We start from the raw sequence: 14,857 nt of genomic DNA, 5'->3' as shown, positions 1-14,857 counted from the left end.
CGTGACTCGACCGCAGGAGCCCCGCCCCGCCGCTCGCAATGGACCAGGATCACGTCCGGGGCGCTGGCGGCCTGGGCGAAGTCATGGGCGGTCAGGCCGACCCGGCGCTCGGGTGGCGGCAGGCCCAGCTTTTCGCGCATCGGCCGCGACAGGAAGGGATCGATCGGCGCGCCCTGCGGCCAGACTCCCTCTTCCAGTCCGGCCAGCACCAGCCGGTCGGCCCGCACCAGGCGGGCCTCGATGGCCCCAAGGATGCGCAGGCGCGGATGGGTGGCTCCGCCGACCCGCAGGGTCTCTTCATTGACCAGCCGGTCGAGGATGTCGGCAAAGGCCTGGGGCGTGGCCTTCGGCAGCACGACCCCGTCCTCGATCAGGGCCGAGAGCAGACCGCCGAGGCTCTCGCCGGCCGAGCCCACCCACAGCCGGTCGGGATCGGTCAGGCTCTCAAGGGCCTGGGTCAGTGCCAGGGCCGCCTGGGCCGGCGGGGCCAGGCCTTCGACATAGGGCGCGGCGGCATGGGCGACGGCGGCCAGAAGGCGCTCGGCCAGGGCGCGCGCATCCGGATGGTCCGCAAGCTTCTTCAGCAGGACCGGCTGCGACGGCGGGGTGGGGCCGCGCAGGCCCTTCAGCTCCAGGGTGATCGAAGCGGCCGGATCTGTTTCGTCGCGGATCAGCGGGTGTTTGGCCAGGGCCAGCAGGCGCACGGGATCCAGCGGCTGAACGACCAGGCCGGCCAGGTGCTGGACCAGGATGGCGGCCGGGCTGGCCGCCAGGGGCGCGCCGGCCGAGCTGTCGGGGATCACCCCCCATCGCTGCAGCCGGGCGGTGACCCGGCGGGCCAGGGTCTGGTCGGGCGTCACCAGGGCGGCGGTGCGACCCGGCACCTCGAGGGCTTCGCGCAGCAGCAGGGCGCAGGCCCCGGCGGCATCGTCCTCGGTCCTGGCCGTGATCACGGCCAGACCTTTCAGACCCTCGGCGACGGGATCCAGGCCCGGAGCCTCGGCCCGCAGGCTGTCGATCTGGGCCAGCCAGTCGGCCGTGGCCTCGGCCGGGCGCAGGGCCTCGTTGACGATGCGCCGCCGCCAGCGGCCCCGGCTGTCGCTCTGCGGGAACCACGGGCGGACATCGGCGCGGGTGACGCCGCTGCGGTCCAGAAGCCGTTTCATGGCCCCCTGCGGATGCTGCTCGCCGACCTTCTCCCAGGCGGTTTCGGCCAGATCCTCGTCCAGACCCGGCAGCACCACGGCCCCCAGCGGGGCGGCGGCGACGACGCGCAGCAGGTCGGCGGTGGCCGGAGCGGTGCCGGTCGAGCCGGCGGCGACCAGCACCTCGGTCGGCGGATGCTCGGTCCAGCGCTGGGCCAGGGCTCGCAACAGCCGCACCCGGCGGTCGGCGACGTCGATCAGGCCCAGGGTGTCCAGGCGTTGCGGCCAGGCGGCCAGCACGGCCTTGAGAAATCTTGCCGAAACCTGCCAGTGGCGGGCCAGATCGCCGTCGGCCAGGCTGTCCAGCCGGTCGTCGGTGGCGACCTCCTCGATCCGGCAGCTGTCGAGAAACTCGGCCAGGGCCTTGGCCATTTCCAGCGCCTGGGACGCGCCGGGGCTGAAGCTCAGCAGGTCGGCATGGTCGACGACGATGCGGGCCAGCTCGAACCGGCGGCGACGCGAGGCGATGGCCGGTGGCAGGTCGAGGGCCAGATCGCCGGGCTCGAACGGCGGCTCGCCCTCGTCCAGGTCGCCCAGCGGGCGGATCTGCGGCAGCAGCAGGGCCTTGCCGCCGCTGGCGGCCAGCAGGGCGTCGGCCACGGCCCGGGCCCCGCGCTTGGTCGGGGTCAGGATGGTGGCGCGCGGCAGGGCTTCGGGACCCATGTGCGACAGGGCGTCGAGGAAACCCCGGGCCAGATCGTCGACAAACGGCCGGTGGGCCGGGATCGAGAACCAGCGTGGCCCCGCGCGGTCGAAGGGCCCGGTGGGGATCATGCCAGTTTTGCCTCAGCGAGGTCACGGGCCACCGGATCGCCGACATGCATCCAGAGGCCTTCGGGCGCGACGCCGTGCACCCGGCCCTCAGCGGCAAGCGCCTTCCAGATCGGGGTCAGGGAGAAGGGGCCCTCTGGACCGTCGGCGGTGATCTGCGGCCTGCAGATATGGACGCCGACATAGACCAGCGGCGCGGTCTCGCCCGGGGCCTTGAAGCGGACGAGCCCGTTTGCAAGGAAAACATCGCCGCTGTCGTGGAAGCCCAGGGAGCCGACCGTCGGGGCCAGCATCAGGCAGACGTCCATCGCCTCGGGATCCCAGGCGGCCGCGACGGCGTTGAGGGCGGGCAGTCCGCTCTCGATCCAGACCGAATCGATGTTGGCGACCCAGACGGGCCCCTCGCCCAGCAGGGGCAGGGCGTTCCGGATGCCGCCGCCGGTTTCCAGCGCCTGCGGGCGTTCGTCCGAAATCACGATCTGCGGGGCAGCGCCCGTCGCCTGCCGGGCCTGAAGGTGCGCTTCGAGCCGGTCGGCGAAGGCATGGACATTGACCACGGCGGTCTCGACCCCGGCGTCGGCCAGGCGGTCCAGCATATGGTCGATCAGGGCCCGGCCACCGACCTCGACCAGGGCCTTGGGCCGGTCGTCGGTGAGCGGCCGCATGCGGGTACCGAGGCCGGCGGCCAGCACCATCGCCGTCTTCGGACCGCTCATCGGCGAGCCTCCACCGGCACATGGGTGTCGAACCAGGCCTTGAGGTCCTTCAGGGCCGGATCGGCGAAACAGACGTCCAGATAGGTCCAGAGCCTGGGAATGAAGTCGGCATAGCGGGGCTTGCCGTCGCGGGTCACCAGCCGGGCAAAGATGCCCAGGATGCGGATGATGTTGAGCGCGCCGAGGGCGTGGTAGTCGGCCAGGAAGGCGGTGCGATCCAGCTCGGGCCGGGCGGCCAGATAGCGCTCAAGGCAGACCGCCTCGCGCTGCGGTGACACGGTCCGCCGCGCGTCATGCAGCAGCATCGAAAGGTCCCAGGCCGGATGGGCCAGGACCGCATCCTGGAAGTCGAGCATGCCCACCCGGGCCGCGCCGGTACGCTGCGGCAGCCAGATCAGGTTCTCGGCGTGATAGTCGCGATGGCAGAACACCGTGGCGCCGGCCTCGCCGGTGGCCCGGATCGGGGCCCAGATGGCTTCCCACTCGGCCAGGGCTGCGTCATCGAACGCCACATCGCGGAACTTCGGCTGCCATTCGACAAAGATGTCGTGCGCCGTTTTCAGGGCCAGGTCGTCGAAGGCCAGCAGCGGCCAGGTCGAGCCGTCGAAGTCCAGCACCCCTGGGGTCGGGGCGGCATGGATCGCCAGCAGGCCGTCGATGGCGGCGTCATAGAGCGGAGCCTCGTCGGTGCCGGTCTCGATCAGCCGGGCATAGAGGTCGTCGCCCAGGTCTTCCAGTACGGCCAGACCGGCCACCGGATCGGCGGCCAGCACTGTGGGTGCCGACAGGCCCTGGGCCTTCAGCCAGCCGGCACAGGCGACAAAGGCGTCGACCCGCCCGGCGGCCAGGCGGGCCAGGGCATTGTAGCCGAGGGCGGCGCGCTCGGCCTGCGTGGCCGTCGGCGGACAGGGGGCGGTCTCGACCGAGGGCGGCTGGTCCATGAAGATCAGGCTGGAGCCATCCGTCCCGTGCAGGCGCTCATAGGCCCGCGTCGAGGCATCGCCCCCCAGGCTTTCGCGCCGCAGGTCACCGAAACCATGGGCAGCCAGGAATGCGGCCTTGGCCGTCTCTCTGTCGGAAACTGGGGGACGCTCAGAACTCAAGGGTGCGGCCTTTGAAATCGCCATGCGGGGTGACGGAGACGCGCCGGGCGTCGCCGTCGAGGGCGATGTCTATATCGAGCCGGTTGAGTGGCAAACGCCCTTCCAGCCTTTGCGGCCATTCAATCAGGGCGACGCCGCCGTCGAGGGCCTCGTCGAGACCGATCTCATAGGCCTCGTCCGGATCGCTCAGGCGGTAGAGGTCGAAATGGGCGAGCGGGAAGGCCGCCGTCTCATAGAACTGCACGAGGGTGAAGGTCGGGCTGGGCACCTCTTCGTCCGGCGTGGTCAGGGCCCGGATCAGGGCCCGCGCCAGGGTCGACTTGCCGGCCCCGAGCGGGCCCGTCAGGCAGAGGGCGTCCCCGGCTTTCAGATGGCGGGCCAGGGCCTGGCCCAGGGCCTGGGTGGCGGCCTCGTCGGCGAGGGCAAGGGTCGTCACGTCGGCGAACTCTCGGGATGCGATTCCAGAACCTCTTCCACATAGCGTTTCAGGACGGCCGTGGCTTCCGTCGCATCGTCCGGCAGGCTGTCCGGATCAATCGGGCGACCCACGGTCAGGCGGAACTGGCGGCCCTGCTTGTTCAGCAGCTCGTGAAACAGGGTGATGTCGCGCAGTTCCCGCGAGTGGCGGTCGAACAGGTGGAACAGGGTCGACCACGGGCCGGCGACATGGATCGGGACGATCGGGGCGGCATGCTTGCGGGCGATCGATACCGCCGAGGCGGCCCAGGGCGGATCGGCCAGCCGGCCCGTGTCGTCCTTCACGGCCAGCCGGCCGGCCGGGAAGATCATCAGGGCGCGTTCTGCCTCCAGGGCCTCACGGGTCTGCGACAGGGTCAGGCGCAGGCGATCGCGGGTCCGCTTGGCCTCGACCCATTCGACCGGAATCAGCACCTCGTCGAACGCCGGGCACACCCGGTGGGCGTCGGCATTGGCGTAGAAGACGATGTCCGGACGCATGGCCTTCAGGGCGTCATAGACCGCGACCCCGTCGGCGATCCCCGTGGGGTGGTTGGCGACGATGATGACTTTTCCGGCTGCGGGCAGGTGCTCCAGGCCGCGGACCTCGACCTTCAGGGCCAGTAGGTCGGAGACATGGTCCAGGGCGTTGCGGCCGCCCATGCGGGCGATGGCATCGGCCATCCGGCGGGCGCGCCCATAGCCCAGCAGGGCATAGAGCGGGGGGCGGAGCACGGGCCAGAGCGGCGAGCCGGTCAGGCGCGGCGCGCGCTCGGCGATCAGGGTGTCGACGATGTGGGGCTCTGACGCGTTGAGCATGGGGAGAGCTTAGCCTCGGCCGGGCCCGCCTGTCAGAACATTTGACGTGCCGCGCCTTAACGTTGAGCCTGTGGATCTGGACCGGGGGCGGGAGAGACCGATGAAGACGTTTGTGCGCTGGCTTGCCGCCGTCGCCGTGCTGGCCGTGATCGGCGCCGGGGCCTTTGCCTACTGGAACCTCGAGCTGCGCTGGCGGCCCAAGACCATCACCCGCCACCAGGCCGAGATTGCCAAGATCCTGGAGCAGTCGGGCTGGGTCTCGCCGGGCTTGCCGGGCCCCAGGCTCTATATGGTGAGCTTTCGCACCTGCCCCGACTGCGTGCGCTTCAAGGCCGAGGAGTTTCCGAAGCTGCACAAGGCGGGGGTCGATACCCGCCTGATCGAGATCGCCCGCGCCGACCGCAACGGCGTCGCCAAGTCCACGCCGGTCGAGCGCGCCACGGTGGCCGAGCTGTGGGTCAATCGCAGTTGGAGCCTCGCTGAACGCTGGGAGGCGACTCCGGTCGAGGCCTGGACCGCGCCGGGCATCAAGCCGGCCGACGGCGACATCGCAAGGACCGCCGTCATCGAGGCCGGCCGGACCAATGTCGACAAGCTGATCCCGTTGCTGAAGGCCAACGGCGTCAGCTTTGCCTGGCCACTGATGGTCTGGTGGACCCCCGACGGCCAGATGAAGGCCTGCGCCTGCGAAAAGCGCGAAACCTACCGCTTCCTGCGCAAGGATCTGGGGGCGTGAGGCCCGTCCTGGCCCTGGCGTTCGGCGCGGCCATCGCCACAGCCTGGGTTGGGCCGGCCCTGGCTCAGCCCGCAGGACCGAGGCCGCTGGCGGCTCTTGTAGCGTCCGGCGGGCCCGTCCTGACCGGACGGGTTCTGGTGGCGGACAGGGAACGCATCCTGTCCGATGAGCGGGCCGGGGCCTACGGCGCGTCGCCCGTCTGGCCCTGGGGCTCGGTGAGCAAGCAGGTGGCGGCGGCCCTGGTCATGATCGAGGTCGACCGCAAGACCCTGTCGCTGGACGACACGGTCGCCTCGCGCTGGAAGGCCTTCCCAAATGCCGCGACCGGCTCGGTCACCGTTCGGCAGCTGCTGCGGCACACCAGCGGCCTGCCCAATCCGGACGAGACGCCGGAGGTCGGCGGGATCCCGGCCTTCTACCTGCGGCCTGAGGCCGGTGCGGCCCCGTCGAACGCGGATGCGGCGGGCTATTGCGCCGGCCCGGCCAAGAGCCCGCCGGAGACCCGGTTCGAGTACAACAACTGCGATACCCTGGTCCTCGCCGGCGTGCTGGAAGCGGCGACCGGCAAGACCTATGATCGCCTGCTGGACGAGGCCATCGCCCGGCCGCTCCAGCTGAACTCGCTGCGTCTGGCCAGGCCCCAGGAGCGACCGATCATCGCCCGGGCCGATGGCCGAGCTGTCCCGCCCGTCAATCTGGCCACCTTCGGGGCCGCCGGGGCCCTGCTCGGATCGCCGGAAGACCTGGTGCGGTTTGACCAGGCCCTTTTGGCGAAACGCCTGGTGAGCCCGGCCTCGACGGCCGTGATGTGGGCCGGTGATCCGGCCATCGGCTATGTCGCCCTGGGGGCCTGGTCGTTCAGCGCGCCGCTGAAGGGCTGTCCGGGCGAGGTGGCGATGATCGAGCGTCGCGGCTCGGTCGATGGTGTGCAGGTGCGCAACCTTATCGCGCCTGAGCTCGGCCGAATCCTGGTGGTCTTCACCGATGATGCCGGGTTTGAGTTCGGCGAACTCTGGCAGGGGCAAGGTCCTGGTTATGTCCTGGCCTCTGAGGCCTTCTGCCGCTGATCGGGGTCCGTGAGCCGTCCCTGGCCGACAAGACCCTTTTCCCCGGGCCCGACCCACGCTAACCGCAGACCCGATGCCGACATCCCTCCGAACCGCCTATCGCGAACGCCTGGCCCAGGGCGAGATCCGTCCCGACGCCGCCCAGGCCGCCGCCGTCGAGGCCCTGTCGCGTCTGGAGGCCGATCTCGACTCGGCCGGCGAGCCGGGCTTTTCGCTGTTCGGTCGCAAGCCCAAGAGCCAGAGGGGGGTCTATCTCTGGGGTCCGGTCGGGCGCGGCAAGTCCATGCTGATGGACCTGTTCTTCGACAGCGCGCCCATCGTCCGCAAGCGGCGGATCCACTTTCATGCCTTCATGGCCGAGGTCCACGGCCATATCGACGCCTGGCGCAAGGGTGACGCGGCGGCCCGCAAGGCGCGGTTCGGGCAGTCCAAGGGTGACGATCCGGTCGCTCCGACCGCCGAACTGATCGCCGGCCAGGCCCGCCTGCTTTGCTTTGACGAGTTGCAGGTCACCGACATCGCCGACGCCATGATCCTGGGCCGATTGTTCGAGGCCCTGTTTGCGCGCGGCGTGACCCTGGTGGCCACCAGCAACCGACCGCCGGATGACCTCTACAAGGACGGCCTGAACCGCCAGCTGTTCGTGCCCTTTATCGACATGCTGAAACAGGCGCTGGATGTGGTGGCCGTGCGCGGTCCGGTGGACTTCCGGCTGGATCGCCTGCGCGCCGCCCGCACCTGGCTGTCGCCGAATGACAAGGCCTGCCAGGGCGAGTTTGAGTTGCTGTGGGCCGACATGCTGGACGGCGCGCCCGAGACCGGTGCGACCCTGGAAGTGCTTGGCCGCAAGATGCGCCTGCCGCGCGTCGCCGGCGGCCTGCTGCGATCCTCGTTCGCCAGCCTGTGCCAGCAGGCCCTGGGGCCGCAGGACTATCTGGCCATTGCCGAGCGCTTCCACACTCTCTTTCTGGAAGATGTGCCGCGCCTGACGCCTGAGCGGCGGGATGCGGCCAAGCGGTTCAACACCCTGATCGACGCGCTCTATGAGGCCAATGCCAAGCTGGTCGCCCTGGCCGAGGCCGAGCCGGAGTCGCTGTATCCGGCCGGCGACGGGGCCTTCGAGTTCGAGCGGACGGTGTCGCGCCTGCAGGAAATGCGCTCGGCCGACTATGTCGCGCGGGTACGGGATTAGGAAACAGGGCGCAGCTGCCGAATGGCAGCGCCGGTCTCGGTGCCCGCCGCGCCGATGGGAGAAGCCAGATGAGTGTCAGGGACCGGGTCCGCGTTCACGAGACGAAGCTGCTGTCGGACAACTGGTACGTCCTGAAGACCACGACCTTCGACTGGAAGCGTCGTGACGGGACGTGGCAGACCCAGCATCGCGAGCACTATGACCGCGGCAACGGGGCGGTGTTGCTGCCCTACAACCTCGAGACCCGTACGGTGCTGCTGGTCCGGCAGTTCCGCTACCCGGCCTTCGTCAACGGCTATGACGATCTGCTGATCGAGGCCGCAGCCGGCCTGCTGGACGATGCCGAACCCGAGGTGCGGATCCGGGCCGAGGTCGAGGAAGAACTGGGCTACCGGCTCGGGGCGGTCCTTCCGGTGTTCCAGGCCTATATGAGCCCCGGCTCGGTGACCGAGATCCTCTACTTCTTCGTCGCCGAATATGACTCCGCCATGCGGATCGGCGAGGGCGGCGGCCATCCCGACGAGGGTGAGGACATCGAGGTGCTGGAGCCCTCGATCGACGAGGCCCTGGCCATGATCGCCGACGGTCGCATCCGCGACGCCAAGACGATCATGCTGCTGCAGCACCTGGCCCTGACGGTGTTCCGCGGCTAGCGACTTTTCGTCCGGTCGAGGGCGAATGCATCCCTGTGGCACCCCGGTCCGTAACTCGCTTTGCGAGACCCGCTATGGGCCTGAGAACGTTTCTCAACAAGGACCACTTCGTTGACACCCCCGTCCCCGCGCTTAAAAGCATCCCGCAACGCACAAAGGCTACTGGGGTTGGACCGATCATGACCGACACGAGCCGGGGGCTGCCCGAGCGCCCGATGTCGCCGCACCTGCAGGTGTGGCGCTGGCATATCACCATGGCCTGCTCGATCCTGCATCGCGGCTGTGTGATCGGCCTCTATGTGGGGTCGGTTCTGCTGGCCGGCTGGGCCCTGGCCCTGGCCCTCGGCCCTGACGCCTATGCCGGCTATACGGCCCTGCTTGGCTCGCTGCTCGGCAAGCTCGTCATGCTGGGCCTGACCTTCGCCCTGTTCTTCAACATCGCCTACACGATCCGCCAGACCTTCTGGGACGCCGGGGTCGGCTTTGCGCCGCGCACGGCCGACATGAGCGGTGCCGCCGCCATCGCCTTTGCGGTGGTCGCCACCGCCGTCACCTGGGTGATCGCCGCCGCTACGGGAGCGCTCTGATCATGGCCGAGACCCACTCCGAACGGTTCCGCACTCCGCTGTCGCGCGCCCGTGGCACCGGTGCCTCGCGCCACGGCGTCAGCCACTTCATCACCGAGCGCGTGTCGGGCCTGGCCCTGGCGCCGCTGTCGCTTTGGGCGGTGTTCGCCGGGCTGAAGCTGGCGGCCGGTGATTTCGAAGGTGCGGCCGTGTGGCTGGCCAGCCCGGTCAACGCCGTGCTGCTCTGCCTGCTGCTGGTGACGGCCCTGATCCACCTGCAAAGCGCGGTTCAGGTCGTCATCGAGGACTACATCCACAAGTTCACGACCAAGAGCGCCTTGGTCATCCTGAACGTTTTCGTCTGCGTGCTCAGCGGCGCCCTCGGGGTCTTCTCGATCCTGAAGGTCGCCCTCACCGGAGCCTTTTGATGTCGGCCTACAAGTTCATCGACCACAAGTTCGACGTCGTCGTCGTCGGCGCCGGCGGCTCGGGCCTCCGCGCTGCGCTCGGCTGCGCCCAGGCGGGGCTCAAGACCGCCTGCGTCACCAAGGTGTTCCCGACCCGCAGCCACACCGTGGCGGCCCAGGGGGGCATCTCGGCCTCGCTCGGCAATATGGGCCAGGACGACTGGCGCTGGCACATGTTCGACACCGTCAAGGGGTCGGACTGGCTGGGCGACCAGGACGCCATCGAGTACCTGACCCGCAACGCCCCGGCCGCCGTCTATGAACTCGAGCACTGGGGCGTGCCCTTCTCGCGCACCGCGGACGGCAAGATCTATCAGCGCGCCTTCGGCGGCATGACCAAGAACTACGGCGAAGGCCCGATCCAGCGCACCTGCGCGGCGGCCGACCGCACCGGTCACGCCATGCTGCACACGATGTACGGCCAGTCCCTGGCCCACGACACCGAATTCTTCATCGAGTACTTCGCCCTCGACCTGATCATGGAAGACGGCGTCTGCCGGGGCATCACCGCCTGGAAGCTCGACGACGGCACCCTGCACCGCTTCCAGGCCCAGATGGTCATCCTGGCCACCGGCGGTTATGGCCGCGCCTATTTCTCGGCGACCTCGGCTCACACCTGCACCGGCGACGGCAATGCCATGGCCCTGCGCGCCGGCCTGCCGCTGCAGGACATGGAATTCGTCCAGTTCCACCCGACCGGCATCTACGGCGCCGGCTGCCTGATCACTGAAGGCGCCCGCGGCGAAGGCGGCTATCTGACCAACTCGGAAGGCGAGCGTTTCATGGAGCGCTATGCGCCGTCCGTGAAGGATCTGGCTCCGCGAGACATGGTCAGCCGGGCCATGACCATCGAGATCCGCGAAGGTCGCGGCGTGGGTCCCAACAAGGACCACATCTTCCTGCACCTGGATCACCTGGATCCGAAGATCCTGCATGAGCGCCTGCCCGGCATCTCCGAGACCGCCAAGGTCTTCGCCGGCGTTGACGTGACCAAGGCCCCGATCCCGGTGCTGCCGACCGTCCACTACAATATGGGCGGCATCCCGACGAACTATCACGGCGAAGTCGTCACCAAGGCGGGCGACAATCCCGACCAGGTGATCCCCGGCCTGATGGCCGTGGGCGAGGCGGCCTGCGTCTCGGTGCACGGGGCCAACCGCCTCGGCTCCAACTCGCTGATCGACCTGGTGGTGTTCGGACGCGCGGCTGCCCTGCGCTGCGCCGAGATCCTCAAGCCCCAGGCCACCCAGCCGGAGCTGAAGAACGCCAATACCGACGCCCACCTGGCGCGCTTCGACCGTTACCGGAATGCCAACGGCACCCAGGGCACCGCAGCCCTGCGCCTCGAAATGCAGAAGGCCATGCAGGAAGACGCCGCGGTGTTCCGCACCGGCGAGACCCTCGACGGCGGCATGCAGCGTCTGGCGACGGTCTGGGACAAGGCCAAGGACATCAAGGTCAGCGATCGCGGTCTGGTGTGGAACACCGACCTGATGGAGACCCTGGAGTTCGACAACCTGATCGGTCAGGCCGTCGTGACGGTGGCCGGCGCGGCCAACCGCACCGAAAGCCGCGGGGCCCATGCCCGCGAGGACTTCGGTGACCGCAACGACTCCGAATGGATGAAGCACACCCTGGCGTGGCTCGATGTCGACACCGGCAAGGTGAAGATCGATTACCGCCCGGTGCACAGCTACACCATGTCCGACGACATCGCTTACATCCCGCCGAAGCAACGGGTTTACTGAGGGTCCGATGGTCGAACTCGCGCTCCCCAAGAACTCCCAGGTCAAGGCCGGCAAGCACTGGCCGGCCCCTGCCGGAGCCAAGAAGGTCAAGACCTTCAAGATCTATCGCTACGATCCCGAAGCGGGCGGCAATCCGCGCTGGGATACGTATGACGTCGATATGGACGCGGTCGGGCCGATGGTCCTCGACGCCCTGCTCTATATCAAGAACACCATCGACCCGACTCTGGCCTTCCGCCGGTCGTGCCGGGAGGGGGTCTGCGGCTCCTGCTCGATGAACATCGGCGGTCGCAACACCCTGGCCTGCACCAGCGGCTGGGCCGAGGTGCCGGGCAAGGCCGTGCAGATCGCCCCGCTGCCACATGCGCCGGTGGTCAAGGACCTGATCCCGGACCTGACCCTGTTCTATGCCCAGTACGCCTCGGTCGAGCCCTGGCTGCACACTGACACCCCCGAGCCCCAGGCCGAATGGCGCCAGAGCCCGGAAGACCGCCTGAAGCTTGACGGCCTCTATGAGTGCATTCTCTGCGCCTGCTGCTCGACCTCGTGCCCCAGCTACTGGTGGAACGGCGACAAGTATCTGGGCCCGGCGGCCCTGCTGCACGCCTATCGCTGGCTGATCGACAGCCGCGACGAGGCGACCGGCGACCGTCTCGATGCACTTGAGGATCCCTTCAAGCTCTATCGCTGCCACACGATCATGAACTGCGCCCAGGTTTGCCCCAAGGGTCTGAACCCGGCCAAGGCGATCGCCGAGATCAAGAAGATGATGGTCGAACGCGTCGTCTGACGCGTTCGGCGTCGTCGCCTCCGCGCAAGGCGCTTGCCAAAAGGTGACGCTGCCGTCATTTTTGACGAAAGGGAGGACGCGTCCTTGAGCGCAGTCGAGTCGGGCGATCTGAACGCACGTATTGTCATCGCAGGTGCCGGCCACGCCGGCGGCTCCGTGGCCGCCTTTCTGCGCCAGTACGGCCATACCGGTCCGATTGTGCTGATCGGTGACGAGCCGCTGCTGCCCTATCAGCGCCCGCCGCTCAGCAAGGCCTGGCTGAAGGGCGAGGCTGATGCTGACTCCCTGGCCCTCAAGCCCGCTGACTGGTACGCCGAGGCCGGTGTTTCGCTGCGGCTGGGCGGCACGGTTGTGAAGATCGACGGCGAAGCCCGCCTCGTCCATCTGGCCTCGGGCGAAACGGCCGCCTATGACGCCCTGGTGCTGGCCACCGGGGCCCGGGCCCGGACCCTGGACATCCCCGGCGCGGATCTCGAGGGGGTTCTGTCCCTGCGCACCGCCGCCGATGCCGAGCAACTGAAGTCCGCCCTCGGGCCCGACCGGCGCCTCGCCGTGGTCGGCGGGGGCTATGTCGGGCTGGAGGCTGCGGCCTCGGCCCGGGCCCTCGGCAGCCACGCCCTGATCATCGAGCGCGAAAGCCGCGTTTTGGCCCGGGTGGCCTGCGAGGTGCTGTCGACCTTCTTCCAAGACTATCATACGGCGCGCGGCGTCGGCTTTGAGCTGAATGCCGGGGTCGAGGCCTTTGAAGGTGCCGACGGTCGCGTCACCGGGGTTCGTCTGGCGGATGGACGCACCGTGGCCTGCGACGTCGCCCTGGTCGGGGTGGGCGCCATTCCCAATGATGACCTGGCGCGTGAAGCCGGTCTGGACTGCGCCAATGGCATTGTCGTCGACGGCCAGGCGCGGACCAGCGATGCGCGGATCTTTGCGATCGGGGATGTCAGCAATCGTCCCCTGGCGCTGTATGACCGTCAGGTTCGCCTGGAGAGCGTGCCGAATGCTCTGGAACAGGCCAAGCAGGTCGCCTGCGCGATTGTCGGCCGGGCCGGGCCGGTGCCGGAAGTGCCGTGGTTCTGGTCGGACCAGTATGATCTGAAGCTGCAGATCGCCGGCCTGCCGTATGATGCCGACCGGATCGTTGTGCGGGGCGACATCGCCGCCGCCAAGTTTGCCGTCTTCCACCTGAAGGGCGCTCTGCTCCAGGCGGTGGAAGCGGTCAATGCGCCGCCCGAATTCATGGCGGGCAAGCAGCTGATCGCCAAGCGGACACCGGTCTCGGTGGAGAAGCTTGTCGATCCCACCGTATCCATGAAAGACGTGGCAGCCTGAGAGCCGCCCAAAGGGGAGCCCCGTCAGGGGGAAGCAAGGACACCGATGGCCAAGATCACCTATATCCAACACGACGGTGCCGAGCACGTCATCGACGTCAAGTCGGGCCTGACCGTCATGGAAGGCGCCGTGAAGAACAATGTCCCGGGCATTGACGCCGATTGCGGCGGGGCCTGCGCCTGCGCGACCTGCCATGTCTATGTTGACGATGCCTGGCTGGCCAAGACCGGCGACAAGTCGGCCATGGAAGAGTCGATGCTCGACTTCGCCGAGAACGTCGAGCCCAACAGCCGGCTGTCCTGCCAGATCAAGGTCAGCGACGCACTCGACGGCCTGGTCGTGCGTCTGCCGGAAAGCCAGCATTAAGCCTGTCTGGAAAAGAGCGGCGATATATCAAGCCTCGGGGCTTGTCAGGGCCGGTGGGGGAGACTAAATCCCCCGCTCGCTCGGAACGCATCGCGGCCGAACGGCGCAGCCCCGAAAGGGTGCTTGCAACGTTCAGCAGGCTTCGTTAGGTTCCGCGCTCCAATCGACTCGGTGATGGACATTCGAGGGAAGCCTAGGCGGCCCTGGTCCATCCTTTTGCGCTTTCACTGACCGGGAATTCCGGCCGCTGAAAAAGCTGAAAGAGTTGATTGACTTCGGAATGTCGTCTCTTTAGAAGCGCCGCTCCGGACATCGCCGCCGAGACTTCGCAAGATTTCAGCGGCGCGGTGTCAAGTCTAGTTGGTGGTTGTTCTGAAGTTTCTTCAAAATAATCGGTTGACTGGACTGGGAAGCTTCTCTAGAAGCTGCCCACTCTGGCGGTTCCGGATTTTCCGGGTTCGCTGGGCGCAGTCAGAAAGTTTTGAAAAAACGATTTGACATGGAATTCGGGGTTCGCTAGATAGCCGCCTCCGCCGACATCGGGCGCTAAACGATGGGGCCGCTGAGGTGGTTCGGGTCTTTGACATTGTTGATTTGGAAAGAGAAACGCAGGCGGCGGCGCTCTGGCGATAGACTGAGAAGGTCTATCTCGAACGCTGACAAATGCGGTCTCTTGAAGACACCATGAATATCATGGACCAAAGCTTCGGCTTTGATCCATCGATGTGATTGGGAACTCGTCAAGATACTATGCAAACCAGAACCGGATCGTGGGTTTTCTCCTATGATCTGAAGTCTGTGTTAGCGGTCAACTCAACCTGAGAGTTTGATCCTGGCTCAGAGCGAACGCTGGCGGCAGGCCTAACACATGCA

At 67.9% G+C, this 14,857-nt stretch carries 15 protein-coding genes; 10 read left to right on the top strand and 5 right to left on the bottom strand.

Annotation, left to right across the window (positions count from 1 at the left end):
* The 5 genes from addB to DBR10_RS10060 form a co-directional block, all read right to left on the bottom strand.
* A partial coding sequence (gene addB, locus DBR10_RS10080; protein ID WP_108556306.1) for a double-strand break repair protein AddB occupies positions 1-1,979 on the bottom strand: 1,979 nt, incomplete at its 3' end.
* On the bottom strand, positions 1,976-2,692 hold the full coding sequence (gene murU / locus DBR10_RS10075) for an N-acetylmuramate alpha-1-phosphate uridylyltransferase MurU (protein WP_108503927.1): 717 nt from the start codon (positions 2,690-2,692) through the stop codon (positions 1,976-1,978). The genes addB and murU, both read right to left, overlap by 4 nt.
* Entirely contained in the window at positions 2,689-3,819 is a 1,131-nt protein-coding gene (gene amgK / locus DBR10_RS10070) for an N-acetylmuramate/N-acetylglucosamine kinase AmgK (RefSeq protein WP_108503928.1), read from the bottom strand. Before amgK ends, murU begins: the two co-directional genes overlap by 4 nt.
* The gene (gene tsaE / locus DBR10_RS10065; protein ID WP_108503929.1) at positions 3,785-4,231 is read right to left on the bottom strand and encodes a tRNA (adenosine(37)-N6)-threonylcarbamoyltransferase complex ATPase subunit type 1 TsaE; all 447 of its coding nucleotides are present in this window, start codon (positions 4,229-4,231) and stop codon (positions 3,785-3,787) included. Before tsaE ends, amgK begins: the two co-directional genes overlap by 35 nt.
* Positions 4,228-5,070 (bottom strand): 1-acyl-sn-glycerol-3-phosphate acyltransferase, encoded by an 843-nt coding sequence (locus DBR10_RS10060; RefSeq protein ID WP_199223456.1) that lies wholly within the window; start codon positions 5,068-5,070, stop codon positions 4,228-4,230. Before DBR10_RS10060 ends, tsaE begins: the two co-directional genes overlap by 4 nt.
* Before the next feature lie 100 nt (positions 5,071-5,170).
* On the opposite strand from DBR10_RS10060, the gene DBR10_RS10055 reads away from it, so the two are divergent.
* The 10 genes from DBR10_RS10055 to DBR10_RS10010 all read left to right on the top strand — a co-directional run bounded on the left by DBR10_RS10055 (position 5,171) and on the right by DBR10_RS10010 (position 13,984).
* Positions 5,171-5,806, top strand: coding sequence for a hypothetical protein (locus DBR10_RS10055; protein ID WP_108503930.1), 636 nt, complete (start codon positions 5,171-5,173; stop codon positions 5,804-5,806).
* Complete coding sequence (locus DBR10_RS10050) at positions 5,803-6,873, top strand: serine hydrolase domain-containing protein (RefSeq protein WP_158272183.1); 1,071 nt, start codon at positions 5,803-5,805, stop codon at positions 6,871-6,873. The genes DBR10_RS10055 and DBR10_RS10050 overlap by 4 nt, the downstream gene beginning before the upstream one ends.
* Before the next feature lie 73 nt (positions 6,874-6,946).
* Complete coding sequence (gene zapE / locus DBR10_RS10045; protein WP_108503932.1) at positions 6,947-8,065, top strand: cell division protein ZapE; 1,119 nt, start codon at positions 6,947-6,949, stop codon at positions 8,063-8,065.
* A 68-nt stretch (positions 8,066-8,133) separates the two neighbouring features.
* The gene (locus tag DBR10_RS10040) at positions 8,134-8,718 is read left to right on the top strand and encodes an NUDIX domain-containing protein (protein WP_108503933.1); all 585 of its coding nucleotides are present in this window, start codon (positions 8,134-8,136) and stop codon (positions 8,716-8,718) included.
* 179 nt (positions 8,719-8,897) lie between these two features.
* Entirely contained in the window at positions 8,898-9,305 is a 408-nt protein-coding gene (gene sdhC / locus DBR10_RS10035; protein ID WP_108503934.1) for a succinate dehydrogenase, cytochrome b556 subunit, read from the top strand.
* A 2-nt stretch (positions 9,306-9,307) separates the two neighbouring features.
* Positions 9,308-9,712 carry a succinate dehydrogenase, hydrophobic membrane anchor protein gene (gene sdhD, locus DBR10_RS10030; protein WP_108503935.1) on the top strand — a complete coding sequence of 135 codons (405 nt, stop codon included), beginning with the start codon at positions 9,308-9,310 and terminating at the stop codon, positions 9,710-9,712.
* On the top strand, positions 9,712-11,499 hold the full coding sequence (gene sdhA, locus DBR10_RS10025; RefSeq protein WP_108503936.1) for a succinate dehydrogenase flavoprotein subunit: 1,788 nt from the start codon (positions 9,712-9,714) through the stop codon (positions 11,497-11,499). Before sdhD ends, sdhA begins: the two co-directional genes overlap by 1 nt.
* A gap of 7 nt (positions 11,500-11,506) precedes the next feature.
* Positions 11,507-12,289, top strand: a complete 783-nt coding sequence (locus DBR10_RS10020) for a succinate dehydrogenase iron-sulfur subunit (protein ID WP_108503937.1) — start codon at positions 11,507-11,509, stop codon at positions 12,287-12,289.
* Positions 12,290-12,397: 108 nt separating this feature from the next.
* Positions 12,398-13,618, top strand: coding sequence for an NAD(P)/FAD-dependent oxidoreductase (locus DBR10_RS10015; RefSeq protein ID WP_108504630.1), 1,221 nt, complete (start codon positions 12,398-12,400; stop codon positions 13,616-13,618).
* A gap of 45 nt (positions 13,619-13,663) precedes the next feature.
* On the top strand, positions 13,664-13,984 hold the full coding sequence (locus DBR10_RS10010; protein ID WP_108504629.1) for a 2Fe-2S iron-sulfur cluster-binding protein: 321 nt from the start codon (positions 13,664-13,666) through the stop codon (positions 13,982-13,984).
* Positions 13,985-14,857 lie beyond the last annotated feature (873 nt).

It is taken from the genome of Caulobacter sp. HMWF025 (genome assembly GCF_003060965.1).
GTDB lineage: Bacteria > Pseudomonadota > Alphaproteobacteria > Caulobacterales > Caulobacteraceae > Caulobacter.
The sequence above is the reverse complement of the archived record's forward strand: the minus strand, read 5'-3'. Positions and strand labels throughout refer to the sequence as shown.